We start from the raw sequence: 15,658 nt of genomic DNA, 5'->3' as shown, positions 1-15,658 counted from the left end.
GGGTAATTTTCTTATGATCGCTTATTTAAGTATTTTTGTACTAGTTCAATTGTAAAGATGAAGAGAGCTCTTTTTTGGCTGTATGTACTAGCCTTTTATGCATTGTGTCAGCTGATTAGCTGGGGCTATATTTTTATCAAATATGTGCCGGAGCGTATGGGGATGATTATCGGAGAGGGAATGATCTTTCTGGCTATCTTTATTATGGCTGTCATCCGTCTCAAAAGCCACTTACAACGCGAACGGAATTACCATCAGCAGCAGCAAAATTTTCTATTGTCTGTTACGCATGAACTGAAATCGCCGCTGGCTTCTGTAAAGCTATATTTGCAGACCATTCTGAAACGCGATCTGGATCGTGAGCAGCAGCAAATGTTTTTGGGTAACTCTTTGAAGGATATTGAACGGCTCGATTATTTGGTAGAAAATGTGCTCTTGGCCACTAAGCTAGAAAGTAGAACGTTTAGTTTTCCAAAAGAAAACTTCGAACTGAGCGAGATTGTGAATAATGTGGTAGATCGCTTGCAGAAGAATGCTTGTAAGTCGCAACAGGCCATCGTGTCCAACATACAATCCGGTCTGATGATTCATGCAGATAAGTTTGCCATCATTAATGTGGTGAGTAATCTGGTCGAAAATGCGATTAAGTATTCGCCACCCTGTGCGCATATCAATGTGATTTTAGAACAGCGAGAAGAAGGTATTGTATTAGAGGTGGCCGATTTCGGAGAAGGGATATCGGATGTGGAGAAGAAGTTGATATTCAACAAGTTTTACCGTGTGGGCAACGAAGCTACGCGTAAAACTAAAGGAACCGGATTGGGTTTATATATAGTGAAATCTGTATTGCATAAGCATGAAGCGGCAATCCGTGTGAAAGACAATACGCCAAATGGAAGTGTTTTTGAAGTAAATTTTGGGAATTATGCAAGTTAAGCAACGTATATTATTAGTCGAAGACGAAGAGCATTTGTTAGAGGCCATCAAGTTAAATCTGGAAATGGAGGGTTACCGAGTAACCACCGCTACCGATGGGAAAAAAGCACTAAAAATATTCAAGGAAGAACGATTCAACTTGGTTATTCTGGATGTGATGATTCCAGAGATCGACGGTTTTCAGGTGGCGGAAACCATCCGCTTGCAAAACACCGTGGTGCCGATCATGTTCTTGACCGCTAAAAATAGTAGTGAAGACCGCGTTACCGGACTTAAAAAAGGAGCAGACGATTACTTGGTAAAACCATTCAACCTCGAAGAGCTCATTTTGCGCGTTGGCAATCTCATCCGTCGGGTGATGAAGGGTGATGACCTGAAAGAATTAAATTCGTATGTAATCGGCGATAAAACGATCTATTTCAACTCGTACGAATTGCATCATGCAGATGGCAGCATTACATCATTGACCAAAAAGGAAACGATGTTGCTCAAACTGTTAATCGAGCGCCGCAATGAAGCGGTGTCCCGAGAGCAGATTTTGGAGACAGTTTGGAATTACGATGTATATCCATCTACCCGCACGATTGATAATTTTATCCTGACGTTCCGTAAATACTTTGAGCCTGATCAGAAACGCCCGACATACTTCCACTCTATCCGCGGGGTAGGGTACAAGTTCATGGATCAGTAAGCTACCAACATCGTCTATGAATACCAGAGGGAGATTAATTGCGGCGGGAATTATATTTACGTTTATCGTTTACGCGATTACCGTGCAGCAATATAATATTATCGTGTATCTAGCTGGTGCACTGGCTTACCTTTTGTGGAGTCATCTGCGCGAAGGTACGGTATATCTTGCTACGCAAGCTTTCCATCGCCAAGATTACGAAAACACCAAAAAATTGCTTGCTGAGATTGATAATCCGGATCGCTTGCGCAAAGGTCGTCGTAATTTCTACGAATTTATGATGGGAAATATTGCGCTCAAAGAAGACCGGTTTGAAGAAGCGGAGTACCATTTTCAGTTGGCTTCACGTTTGCCGTGGCGAAAGGATTATGAGAAGGGTATGGTATTGGTTAATCTGGCTAATATCAATTTGCGCAAAAAAGACTATGAACGCGTGGTTGGTTATTTGGACGTGGCCGAACAATTGAAGCTCACCGCACGCCAAAAAAGTATCGTAGAAAAAATTAGAATAGAAGTTAATAAACATATATAAGTGAAAGACACCTTACAAAACGATTTGCTACTCCGCGCTGCTTGGTCGCAGCAAACTGAACGTCCGCCGGTGTGGATGATGCGCCAAGCTGGGCGATTTATGAAAGAATACTGGGAGATTAAGAATAAGTATTCGTTTCTGGAAATGTGCAAAACCCCAGAGATCGCGGCTGATGTCACCATGTTACCTGTCGATCTATTGGGTATTGATGGCGCCATTCTGTTTTCTGATATCCTCGTGACCGCCGAAGCGATGGGTGGAGATCTGTCTTTTGAGCAAGGTGTTGGGCCACGATTTGCTAATCCGATACGCACGGTAGCTGATATGGAGCGCTTATCTGTCGACTGTCTGGATCGTTTACAATATGTGGCAGACGCGATCAAAGTGATTCAGCAACGTTTGGATAAACGTATTCCGTTGATCGGTTTCGCTGGTGCGCCATTCACTATTTTGAGCTATTTGGTAGAAGGTGCTTCGTCCAAAGATTTCAAAAGAACGAAACTCATGCTGAATAATGAGCCCGAGCTGGCGCATGCTATTTTGCAAAAGGTTGCTGATGTAACGGTAGAATACCTAAATATGCAAATAGCTGCTGGTGTCAATGCGATTCAACTTTTTGATAGCTGGGCACAAGCACTATCGTGGAATGATTACCATGAATTCTCTCATCATTATAACAAATACATTATCTCGAAACTGAACAGACAGGATATCCCTGTGATCTCTTTCTGTAAGGGAAGTTCGGTATTTGCGCCGGTGATGGCCGAAGCCAAACCAGATGTGATTTCGGTAGATTGGAATGCGGATTTGTTGAATATTAAACAAGCATTGCCAGCTAATATCGCGGTACAAGGAAATCTTGATCCATTCGTATTGTATGCCGATAAGAAGGTGATTCGTGAGAAGATTTTGCAATTGTTTGAGCGCATGCGCGGTGTAGATGGCTTTATCTTCAATCTGGGACACGGCATTATGCCTGATATTCCATTCGATAATGTGAAATACGCGATCGAAGTCGTAAAAGAATTCAGATATTAAGCGAAGCGTACAAACGACTTTTAAAAATTATTGTTATACCAACGTGGGGTGCTTGTGTGATTGGCCGATTAATAGACACAAGTACCCCACGTTGCACTTTGAAATACGGTCATGATATACCTTTACGCTAAGTCGATACATATCATCTTCGTGGTTTGCTGGATGGCGGGCTTATTTTACATGCCGCGCCTGTTTATCTATCACACAGAGGCAAAAGCTAAATCGCCAGAAGTTTATAATGTGTTGCATCAGCAATTTCAAATCATGGAACGCAGATTGTGGTGGGTAATTACGACGCCAGCGATGTATCTCGTGTTCGTATCTGCATTGACCATGCTGTGGGTAAATCCGGCTTTATTATCGCTTGGCTGGATGAAGCTAAAATTGGCGTTTGTGGCCGGTTTGGCGGTATATCATTTCATGTGTCAACGCATGATGTTTGCCTTGGCCAATGAAAATCTGACGTGGACATCGGCACAATTGCGCTTGTGGAATGAGGTATCTACGATTTTTCTTTTTGCCATCGTATTCATCGTAGTTCTCAAATCCGCATTTCAGTGGATGTATGGTGTAGGCGGGTTAATAGGACTAGCCATTCTGCTCATGATCGGTATAAAAACGTATAAAAGATATCTGGCGCGAAAAGCGCAAGATCAAAACTAAAAAAATGAAAAAATTATTACTATTACTGGTTGCTGTAGCTGGATTATCTAATTTGCAGGCACAAGAGCACGATTGGGCGTTTGGTTTTTATGGAGATATGAATCTACAAGCGCCAGAATTTGGTGAGCGGGGTAGAGGCAGCTTCGGTATTCAAGGAAAGTACGATTTTGCATTGCATCATGGTGTGCAAGTGTTGGTGCATGGACAGAAAGATTTTGCTGCTTTTGGTGGAGATTATATTTATACTTTCCTAGATCGTACGACCAATAATTGGAATGTATTTGCTGGTGGTGGAGCAGCAAGTGAATACGATCGTATTCTTAGCTTTGACGATAACAATATCCGTAACGAAGACTATAATCAGCGTACCACGCTAAATGCACAAGTGGGAGTGAGTTATTATGTGCCAGATGTCGCGCTGTCGCTATATGCTGGTTACAAAATCAAATCAGAAGTGCGATTTAACGATGATCGTCCGCACTTCTTGATGGTCGGTTTACGCTACCATATCTGGTAAAACAATAAAAGCACCGTCAAGGTGCTTTTATTGTTTATTGGCCGTAGCTGATGTATTTTATTTCCAGATACTCGTCTAATCCGTGATGAGAACCTTCTTTACCGACACCGGATTGCTTCACGCCACCAAAAGGTGCCGATGCATCGGAGATCACGCCGGTATTTACGCCCACCATGCCCGATTCCAATTGCTCGCTGACACGATGGCATCGTCGCACATTTTCACTGTAAAAATATGCCGCCAATCCGAAAGGCGTGTTGTTGGCCGCCTGTATCGCTTCTTCTTCTGTAGAAAATCGGAATAATGCGCATATCGGTCCGAAAGTCTCTTCACTAGCGATAAGACTTTCTGGGTGTACATTCGTCAGCACCGTCGGAGCATAGAAGTTGCCTTCGAGCTGCGTACCCCCAGTTTCTACTTTTGCACCGAGATCTTGCGCATCTTGCACATGTTTGCTCACTTTCTCCACTGCTTTCTCGTTGATGAGTGGGCCGACTTTTACGCCTTCCTCCATGCCATTTCCGACTTTTAGCTTGCTGACTTCTTTGCTCAATGCTGTCGCAAAAGCATCATATATAGCATCGTGCACATAAAAACGATTCACAGAAACGCAGGTTTGGCCTGCATTTCTAAATTTGGCGGCTACGGCGCCAGTTACTGCAGCAGGTATATCAGCATCGTCAAATACGATGAACGGCGCGTTGCCGCCCAACTCCATCGATGTGCGTTTGATCGTGCTAGCAGCTTGTTCCATCAATGTTCTACCAACGCCAGTCGATCCAGTAAACGATATTTTGCGAATCAGCTGGCTGGTGGCCAATAATTTGCCAACGGCTTGGCTATTGGTCGACGTAATAACTTGAAATGCACCTCCCGGAATGCCTGCTTCTTGTGCTAACTTGGCAAAAGCCAATGCGGTGAATGGCGTTTGCGAAGCAGGTTTTAAGATTACAGTGCAGCCAGCGGCTAATGCCGGAGCAACTTTGCGCGTTAGCATCGCCAGTGGGAAATTCCAAGGTGTGATAGCTGCTACTACGCCTACACTTTGTTTGATGGTGAATAGTTTGTTTTCACTGCTAATCGCAGGAATAGTATCTCCGTACGCGCGCTTACCTTCTTCGGCAAACCATACAATAAATGAAGCCGCATAATCTACTTCTGCTAAGGATTCCTGCAACGGCTTGCCGCTTTCTAAGGTCATTACTTCGGCCAACTGTTCACGGTGTTCCAAGGTGAGCTGATATAACTTTTGCAATAGCGCGCTGCGCTCTCCAACGGGAGTTACTTTCCAAGACTTCCAGGCTTTATCAGCATATACGACCGCTTCCTCTAGCTGCTCCAATGATATATTTGGCACTTGCCCAATAGCTACATTGGTAGCAGGATTGAGCACGTCAAATTTTTCGTAAGCATCTACAAATTCTCCTTGTAGGTATGCTTTTTCTATTATCCAAGTATTATCATTCATAATCATCTTTTTATTATTTCAGTGTTGCTGTAGTTCGTTAGTTGTGTAGCATACAAAATAGCAACTGCTCTAAATTAAAAAAGGACGCTAGCGTCCTTTATGTTTTGATTATATGTTCTTTAAGCTATGACCCATTCGGTCACGTTTTGTTTTGAGGTAAAACTCATTGTGCGCATTTGCTGCAATCTCGATTGGTACATTTTCGATCACTTCCAGACCGTATCCTGTCAAGCCAGCACGTTTGGTCGGATTATTCGATAGCAAGCGCATTTTTGTGATGCCCAATGCACGCAATATCTGCGCACCTACGCCGTAGTCGCGAAGGTCAGGTTTGAAACCAAGCTGAATATTAGCATCTACCGTGTCGATTCCCTGTTCTTGCAATTTATATGCTTGCAATTTGTTGATTAGCCCGATACCGCGACCTTCCTGATTCATATACACGATCACGCCTTTTCCTTCTTGGTCAATGAGTTCCATCGATTTGTGTAGTTGCGGGCCACAGTCGCAGCGGCAAGATCCGAAGATGTCACCTGTAATGCAGGAACTATGTACGCGCACGAGGACTGCTTCATCTGGTTCCCAAGTACCTTTGATCAATGCTAAATGTTCTTCTCCGGTATTCTTTTGGCGATAGGCTTGTAATTGGAAATCTCCCCACGTCGTAGGCATCTGTACTTGCACGACTTCCTCGATCATTGAATCGTGCTTTAGTCGATATTCGATCAGATCTTCGATGCTGATGATTTTTAGATTGAAGCGCTTGGCTACTTCCAACAAATCTGGAAGGCGCGCCATTTCTCCATCATCTTTCAATACCTCAACCAACACACCTGCAGGTTCAAAACCAGCTAAGCGAGCCAAATCCACCGCTGCTTCGGTATGTCCGGTGCGGCGTAACACGCCGCCATCCTTAGCGATCAATGGGAAAATGTGACCTGGTCGGCCTAATTCTTCATTTTTAATCTCAGGATTAATTAATGCGAGTATTGTTTTGGAGCGATCGGAAGATGAAATCCCTGTCGTACAACCATAACCTTGCAAGTCTACAGATACGGTAAAGTTAGTCTCATACACCGCCGTATTATTATTAACCATGAGGTTTAAATCCAGCTCTTTACATCGCTTTTCGGTCAGCGGAGCACAGATCAGTCCACGGCCATGCGTGGCCATAAAATTTATTACCTCTGGAGTAGCATTTCGCGCCGCCGTCACAAAATCACCTTCATTCTCTCGGTCTTCATCGTCTACAACGATGATAACCTTTCCAGCTTGAATATCAGCAATGGCTTCCTCTATGGTGTTTAATTGTACTTTCATGTTATTGATTAAAAAAAATGGCGAGTAATGCATTAGGGCACTATTATGCTTGCCATATGTACAAAGTTAGTGGTAATTCGAAGATATTCTATAAGGATGCTGTCATAATCTTTAGCTGGCGGCATTTGCGCCAGTTTTGTGCTTATTTCGATCCTGAAACTTTTCGACTTTATCTTTCAGTTTGTTAAATATCTTTTGCGCTTTAATTTTGTATTGATCTACGTCGAATAAGGCAGAGTCGGTCGTAGATTTGTACGTCAGAAAAAGAGCCAAAGGCGTAAGAACAATAATAGCCATCCACATGCCGATTACCGGATCCAAACTGCCATCTTTAGCCGCTTTCTCTGAGATCGTGAATATTACGTGATAGATTAAGAAAAAAACGATGGCCATAACAACAGGTAATCCTAAACCGCCTTTGCGGATAATCGCTCCTAAAGGTGCGCCAATGCCAAAAAGCAATAAACAAGATGCTGCTAATGTGAATTTTCGATGCCACTCGATATCGTATCGAATGTCTTTCTCTATGTACAATTTATATTCCTGTCCTCGATTTTGAGCAATATCTTTCACGTAATTTACTTGGCTATTGGCATTGCTAATAATATGACGTTTACTGCTATTATTTACCGCTTGGAGGTCTAGATCTGGATAGCTATAATCACCCGCAGCCACCAAGGTGGTTTTTAGTGAATCGCGTTTCTGGTTATAATAACTCGTAAAGTAGTTGATATGTCGTTTGGTATCTTCTGCTATGATATGTCCTACACTATCCAGTTGCATATGATTCGAATCAGAATAATGTTTCAGCTGCTTTAAATTGAGCATCTGATGATGCGACTTAAAGAGACTGGCATCGGTTTTTTGCGCGCCAAAAGACTCCATACTGAATTTCTGCGTCGACTCTTTAAAGCGAAAACGAGTAAATTGTTGCCGTTCGTCGTACCGTTTGGCATTCTTCGCTCGAGCATCTTCATACTGTACCCCATCTTTTAGCTGCAAGATCATGTATTGATTGTCGCCGGAGTTGTGCATATAACCCTCTTTAGCGATCAGGATATTGGTGGCTTTACTACTACTAGTGTGGTTATAAATCAATAAATCGTGCAGTATGGTGCCGTCCTCACTTTTGCTTTTGGCTCGGATCGAATAACCGGGAATACTGTTGTTGAATACACCAGGTTTAATCAGGAAATCTGCTTTTTGATTTCTGATGTCTAATAACATCGTTCCCATCTTAAGGTTGACGACGGGCAAGGTGTAATCAGAAAAAATGAAAGCGCCACCCGCGAAAATAGCCACCAAGACAAATAGTGGTGCCATTGCATTTCGTAGCGATACACCAGCCGCTTTGATGGCAACCAGCTCATAGCTTTCGCCCAGATTGCCAAAGGTCATGATGGATGACAATAACATGGATAATGGCAAAGCCATGGTGAGCTGCACAATACATTGGTAGCCCAATAACTCTAAAATGGTATACCACTCTAAACCTTTACCGATAAGATCATCGATGTACTTAAACAAAAAAAGCATCAACAAGACGAACATCACAATCGTAAATGTGACGAGGAACGGTCTTATAAATGCTTGTAATATAAGTAAGTGTATCTTCTTCATCTCTACCAGACGCCTAACATTGTTAATAGACTATGCGAATAGCTAAAAGTAAAGGCAAAGGTACAGAATTTTAAGCGCCAATCACACTCTGCAAGTAGCTAATCGAATTATTCCAAATCAATTTTCGATCTTCCAAATTGTCCTCTTTTACATAGTCAGTAATACTCAATGCTACGTCATTTGTCAATTCGTCCAATACGATTTCGATTTCAAAATAATACGGTTCGTCTTCTAGCCATTTGTATTTCACACACTTATTTTCTTTGGAATGGACGAGCTTTGCTTTGAAAGATTCATCATCCCATACAAATTCATAGATTCCTTCGGAATAATTTACATCATCAGCAAACCACTGTGTCAGTTCATTCGGTTCAGACAGATAGGGGAATAATATTCGAGGAGATGAATTTACGACATATTCTAAGGTCAATTTTACTTTCTCTGCCATACACTGGGATGAATTATTAATTACGTTATAATGGACGGTTATCAATCTACTTCGTTGATCGACGGTTGGTTTTGTCCGCACGTAATAATACACAAATATTCTGTTAAACAAAGTATAATCTGTGCGAAATTATTGATACGTTAAGTTGAAGTGATAAAGAAAGATTTTGATTTGCATGATGACGCTAAGTGATGAAATTTGTGATTTTTACTTTGATAATAATTCCTAATTACTATATTTGCATCACGAAAAACGGCGGGGTAGCTCAGATGGTTAGAGCGCAGGATTCATAACCCTGAGGTCGGCAGTTCGATCCTGCTCCCCGCTACCAAAAAAGCTTCAAGGAAACTTGAAGCTTTTTGTTTTTTTTAGCCCTATTCATGTTGATTCGTTATTGCGTCTCGTCAGTGTCTACCAAAGCCGCTGCCACGCCAAGTGCACCGAGAACTCCGACAGTTCCGACAATGGCTCCTGATTTATTCACCTCGGACAATTCTGTGATATCTGCTCTTGAATCCAACATTCTCCTCACGCGTTTTGATCCAATTCCACGAATTCGTGTGAAGTTTGTACTATAAAAGTTTTGCACGTTTACACCATAGTTTAATGGTTTGTTTTGTGCATCTAATAAAGCATAGCTTACATGGCTTCGTATTTTTAGCGGCGAGTTTTCCGCATTGTATTCTGCAATTACTGCTCCGGCATAATCATAATCAATAAATACTTGCCCTCTGATACCCTTGAAATCATTTTTAAAAACTTGCATCATATCATGATGCAATCCTACAAAAGAACCTTCAGTATAGGATTTTTGCTGGAATGAAAATTACGTTCTCATCCTTGTAAATTGTTCCGCTGTAATCACCACGAATAGTGCTCTCTTTAAACGAGCCATTGTTAGACCAGTCAATTGTCGATGCTTGCGCTCCCAATCTTCCTTGAACAAAGGATGTACCATCGATGAAGGCGTGCGATTTGCCGTTTACAATCAAAGCTGATTTGGACAAATCCATAATCATGGATTGTTCTGTATAGTTCTCAAAACGTACCCGTACAGATCCATCTATGTTATTAAAGGCATAAGAAATTCCAAGTATATCATTTCCGCTATAAAAAGTACTATCTACACTGTTTTTTAACATGTTACTACTTTGCATAGTAGCTAGGTAGTGATTAGAGCAGCTGAAGAATAGTGGTATTGTAAGAAGTGCAATCCAAAGGGATTTGATTGATGGTTTTTGCATAATAAGTCAGTGTCGTGTTGTTCCTAATATAAGGAATATATCTAGGGTAGCGTAAGCGATAACAGATTTTTTAAGTTAAATGCGCTCCCTAATCAATCATATCGTTTTTACAGAATAAATATTAAACCCATTGATTATGTAGTGTTTATAATTAATGTAATTTACCTTTGGTTAATATGGTTAAGCTTGAAGGTTTTTGTGTGGATGGTTTTCAGATTTGATCAGTGTCAAGACTTTGGTTGAATGAATCGGGGCTTAAAAGGTGTTATACTAATGCTTCAATCATTATCGTCAAAGTAAAAATTATAAATTCATGACGCTGTTAAAAACTTTCCTCCTCCGACTTATCTTCGCACTTCACATAGCGATTCCTTTAATAGGATATGGGCAAATAGATCCCCAGTCGATTATAAATGCTACGATCTATGGCAGGATCGTAGATTCTGTAGATCGATCGCCAATTGCCAGCAACGGTACTTATCAAGTCGGTAGGCGTCTGTCTATCCATAAATTATTGTGGATGGTGTCACCGGATTCACAGGTTCGGCAGGAGGAGACGTTGGAAATAATCCTTTGGCAAATATAAATCCTGCTGATATTGAGTCGATGGATGTGTTGAAAGATGCGTCTGCTAGTGCCATTTATGGTTCGCGAACAGCCAACGGTGTTTTGATCATCACCACAAAAAAAGGTAAGCTTGGTAAACCTACGGCAAGATAGAATAATTGGATGAGTATTAGTAGACCCATTAATTTGCCTTCCGTACTCGGTGTGTACGATTACATTGGACTAAAAAAACGAATCGCGCATAAATGCTGGATTGTCTCCAAGATTTGTGCTTGGTACTGATGCGCAAGGAAATGTTATTCAGACAGATTGGTATGATGTAGCTTATCAGACTGCTGTGACTCAAAATCACCACCTCTATCTTTCGGGAGCGACGCCCAGTACAAGCTATTACGCAAGTGCTAACTTTACCCAATCAAAATGGTATTGTCCGAACTGGTGTTATCGCGATACTGATAATGGTTGCTACATTTGGGAGCAATAACGGTCTGATTAATTTGGGTGCACGAGTATATTATACAATGGCACAAGATGATTGTTTTTTTTAAATCTTCTGCTCAACTAAATAGATACGCTGTCCCCGCTTATGCTTTATGGTATCAATCCATTATGGTATCACATCTTTGCTTGAGCGGTGGTTATGGGGGCTTGTTAGACATGATAACTTTTATCGCTGTATTGTTATTACGTCATCACAATTGTTGGTATTTATGTACTACGAGTTCGAAAACCTGAGCTATCAAGGCCTTATCGCGCTATCGGCTATCCTTTGTTGCCTGCATTATACATTCTGATGGGTTTAGCATTCTGTATATTGCTCATCATATATAAGCCTGATTTTACTTGGCCAAGGTTACTGATTGCATCAGCAGGAATACCAATCTATTTTCTGCTAATGCGGCGTAAGCGAGGCTAACAAAAATACAACCGTACACTTCTCAAGGTTATTATCTGAGAACACTAAAATTAAAGCGACAGGTAAACGTAGAGTCTACGGTCGCCACAATAATAATCTGAAAAATATGGATGATTGGAGACGGTGATTCACCTTTGCGAGTATAATTCAGCACTTAGACGACTTTGGAAAGACGTAACATTAGTTCAATAAATCTTTATTGTGGTTTCGAAGATACATCGCATGTAATCCCATCTCTTGATTGGTGGATACCGCTACAGAGAATGATTGATCTGGTGCTTCAAACATGTACATATCACCGATCTTGCCGGACAACTTGTAACGTTCTGCATAAAATCTTGCTACATCCGATGCAATGTTTGCTTCTTGCATATTAAACATTAAAATACAAGAGCTTAGCTCTCCATCTTGAAATGCATACAGCAGCTCTCTTACTTTAGTGCTCTGGCCTGAGTATAAAATACCAGCCGCACTCTCCCGTAACAAACCTCTAGTTTCAAAAGATTTGATTTGATATTTTTGAAGACCAAAGCCTACAAGGGGTTCCATGATATCATGGAAGTTTTGCTCAACCGCTGTTTTTCCCATAATCTGATAATTATAAATATTGTATAAAGTAATTTGATTTAGTGCTGGTTTTTTTTGTTTTGTCGCTGATCGTTTACGTATTGGTCACTAGCAAAAGCCAGATGCGACAAAATCGAATTTGGAGTTCTTATAATTCCAATTGCACTTTGGCGATACCCTCTGTGAATGTTGTGTGATTTATAACCTAAAAAATAGTGTAGCCTCATTGTGCAATAACAAATGAAGGCATTTTACTTGTAAGTATGAATTTGTTTTTTCAAAAAGGTTTAATCTTGTATGTAAATAATTTACGATTTTGTGCAGTATTCGTAGAAAATAGGTTTTATTTTATCCTAGACTTAACGCTATGATTTTAACATTTTACAGCGCCTTACATTGGGATTGGGGCGTTTCAGCTTGTAAGCTGTCGGTTTCAGTCACTTTGAGGTGATGGTAATCAGGATAATGATCGATTATTGTGCGAGAATTTTAAACGATATATTATGAATTGGTTAGCATTAGTTTTTGCAGGATTATTTGAAATTGGATGGCCGATCGGTTTGAAGATGGCTCAAAATCCTGGAGTCAACAAATTTCCTTGGATTTTTTTGGCTGTGTTCTCCATGGCCGTGAGCGGTACATTGCTTTTTATGGCACAGAAAACGATTCCTATAGGCACAGCTTACGCTGTCTGGACTGGTATAGGTGCAGTGGGAACTCTCATTGTGGGTATACTATTCTTTGGTGATTCCGCAAGTGTACCACGTATGCTGTCGGCGATCTTGATTGTTGCAGGTATTATTGGTTTGAAACTATTTTAGTAGATAGCCAATTAGTAAGTATAAAAAAAGGCTCATCGTGCGAACGATGAGCCTTTTTTTATAGACATACAGATAGGTGTTATGCACCCAATTGTACGCGTTTGAAAGAAGTAACTGTCAAACCTTTGTTTACGCTATCTAAGAATTGAGCGATAGATTTAGAAGAATCTTTCACAAATTCTTGGTTCAACAAAGTGTTGTCTTTGTAGAATTTGTTCAATTTTCCAGCTGCAATTTTTTCTACCATTTCTTCTGGTTTACCTTCTGCACGGATTTGCTCTTTCGCAATTTCTAATTCACGTTCGATGGTGTTAGAATCCACACCATCTTTGTCGATCGCTACAGGGTTCATAGCGGCGATTTGCATCGCTACGTCTCTTCCCGCCTCGTCAACACCAGCAGCATCAGCAGAAAGACCTACTAATACGCCCAAACGGTAGTTACCGTGGATATAAGCAACAACTTTATCAGCAGATACCAATTCGTATTTAGAAACGTCGATTTTCTCACCGATTACACCAGTTTGCTCGATCAAGTATTCTGCTACCTTGCGTCCTTCCAACTCAAGACCTTTCAACTCTTCTAAAGAAGATGGTTGGCTAGTCAATGCCAAGTCAGCGATTTTTTCAGCGAAAGCTACGAAGTCAGCATTTTTAGCTACGAAGTCAGTTTCACAGTTTACTTCTACTACGATACCTGATTTGCCATCAGCAGTAGATTTAGCAATGATTACACCTTCATTAGAGTCACGATCTTGGCGGCTAGCCGCTACTTTAGCACCTTTTTTACGAAGGTAATCTACTGCAGCTTCGAAGTCACCATTTGCTTCTACTAAAGCTTTTTTACAATCCATCATACCTGCGCCGGTTTGTTGACGCAATTTGTTTACATCTGATGCAGAAATTTGTACTGACATGATATGTTTATTTTTAAGTTATAGACTTTTTTGAAGCTAACAAATTAGCATATTGGTATAAACTGATTGTTAGCCTAACAATAAATAAGTAAAAACCGGAGAGGCAAGCTAGTTTAAAGAAGCAGAAGCTTCCAGAAACGAGCACTTGTCTGTCCGGCTTTAGTGAGTAGAATGATTATTCTACGTCTTTTGCTTTACGAGTGCGTTTTCCGGCAGTTGCATCTTCCGCAACTTCTGCGCCGTTATCGATAGCTGCTTTAGAAGCTGCTGCTTCTTTTTCAGCCTCATCTTCTTTATCGCGCTTACGCTCATCAAGACCTTCTTGAATTGCTTTACCAATTACTTCTGCAATTAGATTGATCGACTTAGTCGCGTCATCATTCGCAGGGATTGGAAAATCAATGTTAGTAGGGTCAGAGTTGGTATCTACCATCGCAAAAGTAGGAATGTTCAATTTCATTGCTTCTGCAACAGCGATGTGCTCTTTCTTAACGTCTACGATGAATAATGCAGCAGGAAGGCGGTTTAGGTCAGCAATACCTCCAAGAAGGTTCTCTAACTTGATACGCTCACGCTGAATCATTAATTTCTCTTTTTTAGATAATACGTCGTAAGTACCGTCTTTTTGCATCTTGTCGATGTTACCCATCTTCTTGATAGACTTGCGTACTGTTGTGAAGTTGGTAAGCATACCACCTAACCAACGCTCTGTAACGAAAGGCATACTTACATCTTTCGCTTGTTGCGCGATGATTTCTTTAGCCTGTTTTTTCGTTGCTACGAATAATACTTTACGACCTGATTTTACGATTTGTTTGATAGCTGAAGCAGCTTCTTCCAATTTCGTAAGTGTTTTGTTCAAGTCAATGATGTGGATACCATTACGCTCCATGAAAATGTACTTAGACATTTTCGGATCCCATTTACGGGTAAGGTGACCAAAGTGCACACCTGCATCCAATAAATCTTGATATGTTGTTCTTGCCATTTTGTGATCCTCCTTTGATTAACGTTTACTGAATTGGAATCTTCTACGAGCTTTGCGACGTCCTGGTTTCTTACGCTCAACCATACGGTCATCGCGAGTCATCAAACCTTTAGCACGTAAAGCTGGTTTCACTTCCGGGTCTAATTCTACCAATGCTTTAGCAATTGCCAGACGCACAGCTTCTGCTTGTCCTTTAACGCCTCCACCTTGTACGTTTACTTTAACATCAAAGTTGGCCAATGATTCTGCTACTGTCAAAGATTGAGTAGCGATGTATTGCAATGGCAATGTTGGAAAATATACCGTGTAGTCTTTACCATTCACGGTAATAGTACCGTTACCTGCAGTCAAGTAGATGCGGGCAACAGCCGTTTTTCTTCTACCTGAAGTATTAGTTGTTGACATA

20 protein-coding genes and 1 tRNA gene are annotated in these 15,658 nt (G+C 41.1%); 10 read left to right on the top strand and 11 right to left on the bottom strand.

The window, feature by feature from the left end:
- Positions 1–57 precede the first annotated feature (57 nt).
- From AC3IRT_RS14835 to AC3IRT_RS14810, 6 genes are all read left to right on the top strand, one after another.
- Positions 58–936, top strand: a complete 879-nt coding sequence (locus tag AC3IRT_RS14835) for a sensor histidine kinase (protein WP_489393989.1) — start codon at positions 58–60, stop codon at positions 934–936.
- Positions 926–1,627, top strand: a complete 702-nt coding sequence (locus AC3IRT_RS14830) for a response regulator transcription factor (protein ID WP_489393988.1) — start codon at positions 926–928, stop codon at positions 1,625–1,627. Before AC3IRT_RS14835 ends, AC3IRT_RS14830 begins: the two co-directional genes overlap by 11 nt.
- Before the next feature lie 16 nt (positions 1,628–1,643).
- Positions 1,644–2,159, top strand: a complete 516-nt coding sequence (locus AC3IRT_RS14825) for a hypothetical protein (protein WP_489393987.1) — start codon at positions 1,644–1,646, stop codon at positions 2,157–2,159.
- On the top strand, positions 2,160–3,197 hold the full coding sequence (gene hemE, locus AC3IRT_RS14820) for a uroporphyrinogen decarboxylase (protein WP_489393986.1): 1,038 nt from the start codon (positions 2,160–2,162) through the stop codon (positions 3,195–3,197).
- 111 nt (positions 3,198–3,308) lie between these two features.
- Positions 3,309–3,860, top strand: coding sequence for a CopD family protein (locus tag AC3IRT_RS14815; RefSeq protein ID WP_489393985.1), 552 nt, complete (start codon positions 3,309–3,311; stop codon positions 3,858–3,860).
- 4 nt (positions 3,861–3,864) lie between these two features.
- Complete coding sequence (locus AC3IRT_RS14810) at positions 3,865–4,377, top strand: hypothetical protein (protein ID WP_489393984.1); 513 nt, start codon at positions 3,865–3,867, stop codon at positions 4,375–4,377.
- A 34-nt stretch (positions 4,378–4,411) separates the two neighbouring features.
- Here the strand turns inward: AC3IRT_RS14810 and AC3IRT_RS14805 are convergent, their stop codons facing one another.
- The 4 genes from AC3IRT_RS14805 to AC3IRT_RS14790 all read right to left on the bottom strand — a co-directional run bounded on the left by AC3IRT_RS14805 (position 4,412) and on the right by AC3IRT_RS14790 (position 9,233).
- Positions 4,412–5,845, bottom strand: coding sequence for an NAD-dependent succinate-semialdehyde dehydrogenase (locus tag AC3IRT_RS14805; protein ID WP_489393983.1), 1,434 nt, complete (start codon positions 5,843–5,845; stop codon positions 4,412–4,414).
- Positions 5,846–5,953: 108 nt separating this feature from the next.
- Positions 5,954–7,165 carry a bifunctional 3,4-dihydroxy-2-butanone-4-phosphate synthase/GTP cyclohydrolase II gene (locus AC3IRT_RS14800; RefSeq protein WP_489393982.1) on the bottom strand — a complete coding sequence of 404 codons (1,212 nt, stop codon included), beginning with the start codon at positions 7,163–7,165 and terminating at the stop codon, positions 5,954–5,956.
- 111 nt (positions 7,166–7,276) lie between these two features.
- Positions 7,277–8,785 (bottom strand): LptF/LptG family permease, encoded by a 1,509-nt coding sequence (locus AC3IRT_RS14795; RefSeq protein ID WP_489393981.1) that lies wholly within the window; start codon positions 8,783–8,785, stop codon positions 7,277–7,279.
- A gap of 70 nt (positions 8,786–8,855) precedes the next feature.
- Positions 8,856–9,233, bottom strand: coding sequence for an START-like domain-containing protein (locus tag AC3IRT_RS14790; protein ID WP_489393980.1), 378 nt, complete (start codon positions 9,231–9,233; stop codon positions 8,856–8,858).
- Between the two features lie 254 nt (positions 9,234–9,487).
- Here AC3IRT_RS14790 and AC3IRT_RS14785 point away from each other — a divergent pair.
- Positions 9,488–9,564, top strand: a tRNA-Met gene (locus tag AC3IRT_RS14785).
- Positions 9,565–9,624: 60 nt separating this feature from the next.
- On the opposite strand, the gene AC3IRT_RS14780 is transcribed toward AC3IRT_RS14785, so the two are convergent.
- From AC3IRT_RS14780 to AC3IRT_RS14770, 3 genes are all read right to left on the bottom strand, one after another.
- The gene (locus AC3IRT_RS14780; RefSeq protein ID WP_489393979.1) at positions 9,625–10,002 is read right to left on the bottom strand and encodes a hypothetical protein; all 378 of its coding nucleotides are present in this window, start codon (positions 10,000–10,002) and stop codon (positions 9,625–9,627) included.
- 28 nt (positions 10,003–10,030) lie between these two features.
- A complete protein-coding gene (locus tag AC3IRT_RS14775; protein WP_489393978.1) occupies positions 10,031–10,375 on the bottom strand; it encodes a hypothetical protein in 345 nt (114 codons plus the stop codon).
- Between the two features lie 475 nt (positions 10,376–10,850).
- Positions 10,851–10,985, bottom strand: coding sequence for a hypothetical protein (locus AC3IRT_RS14770; protein WP_489393977.1), 135 nt, complete (start codon positions 10,983–10,985; stop codon positions 10,851–10,853).
- Positions 10,986–10,993: 8 nt separating this feature from the next.
- On the opposite strand from AC3IRT_RS14770, the gene AC3IRT_RS14765 reads away from it, so the two are divergent.
- Together AC3IRT_RS14765 and AC3IRT_RS14760 are read left to right on the top strand one after the other, a co-directional pair.
- Positions 10,994–11,197, top strand: a complete 204-nt coding sequence (locus tag AC3IRT_RS14765) for a TonB-dependent receptor plug domain-containing protein (protein ID WP_489393976.1) — start codon at positions 10,994–10,996, stop codon at positions 11,195–11,197.
- Positions 11,198–11,297: 100 nt separating this feature from the next.
- On the top strand, positions 11,298–11,528 hold the full coding sequence (locus tag AC3IRT_RS14760) for a hypothetical protein (RefSeq protein WP_489393975.1): 231 nt from the start codon (positions 11,298–11,300) through the stop codon (positions 11,526–11,528).
- Positions 11,529–12,140: 612 nt separating this feature from the next.
- Here the strand turns inward: AC3IRT_RS14760 and AC3IRT_RS14755 are convergent.
- Positions 12,141–12,548, bottom strand: coding sequence for a hypothetical protein (locus tag AC3IRT_RS14755; protein WP_489393974.1), 408 nt, complete (start codon positions 12,546–12,548; stop codon positions 12,141–12,143).
- Positions 12,549–13,003: 455 nt separating this feature from the next.
- Here AC3IRT_RS14755 and AC3IRT_RS14750 point away from each other — a divergent pair, with 455 nt between their 5' ends.
- A complete protein-coding gene (locus tag AC3IRT_RS14750) occupies positions 13,004–13,348 on the top strand; it encodes a DMT family transporter (protein WP_489393973.1) in 345 nt (114 codons plus the stop codon).
- Positions 13,349–13,427: 79 nt separating this feature from the next.
- Here the strand turns inward: AC3IRT_RS14750 and tsf are convergent, their stop codons facing one another.
- The 3 genes from tsf to rpsI form a co-directional block, all read right to left on the bottom strand.
- Positions 13,428–14,264, bottom strand: a complete 837-nt coding sequence (tsf, locus tag AC3IRT_RS14745; protein WP_489393972.1) for a translation elongation factor Ts — start codon at positions 14,262–14,264, stop codon at positions 13,428–13,430.
- 175 nt (positions 14,265–14,439) lie between these two features.
- A complete protein-coding gene (gene rpsB / locus AC3IRT_RS14740; RefSeq protein WP_489393971.1) occupies positions 14,440–15,252 on the bottom strand; it encodes a 30S ribosomal protein S2 in 813 nt (270 codons plus the stop codon).
- 18 nt (positions 15,253–15,270) lie between these two features.
- Entirely contained in the window at positions 15,271–15,657 is a 387-nt protein-coding gene (gene rpsI / locus AC3IRT_RS14735) for a 30S ribosomal protein S9 (protein ID WP_489393970.1), read from the bottom strand.
- Position 15,658: the final 1 nt, after the last annotated feature.

The sequence above is a fragment of the Sphingobacterium sp. KH_072 genome, assembly GCF_057837975.1.
Note: the sequence above shows the minus strand (reverse complement) of the source record. Positions and strands in the feature narration are given on the sequence as shown.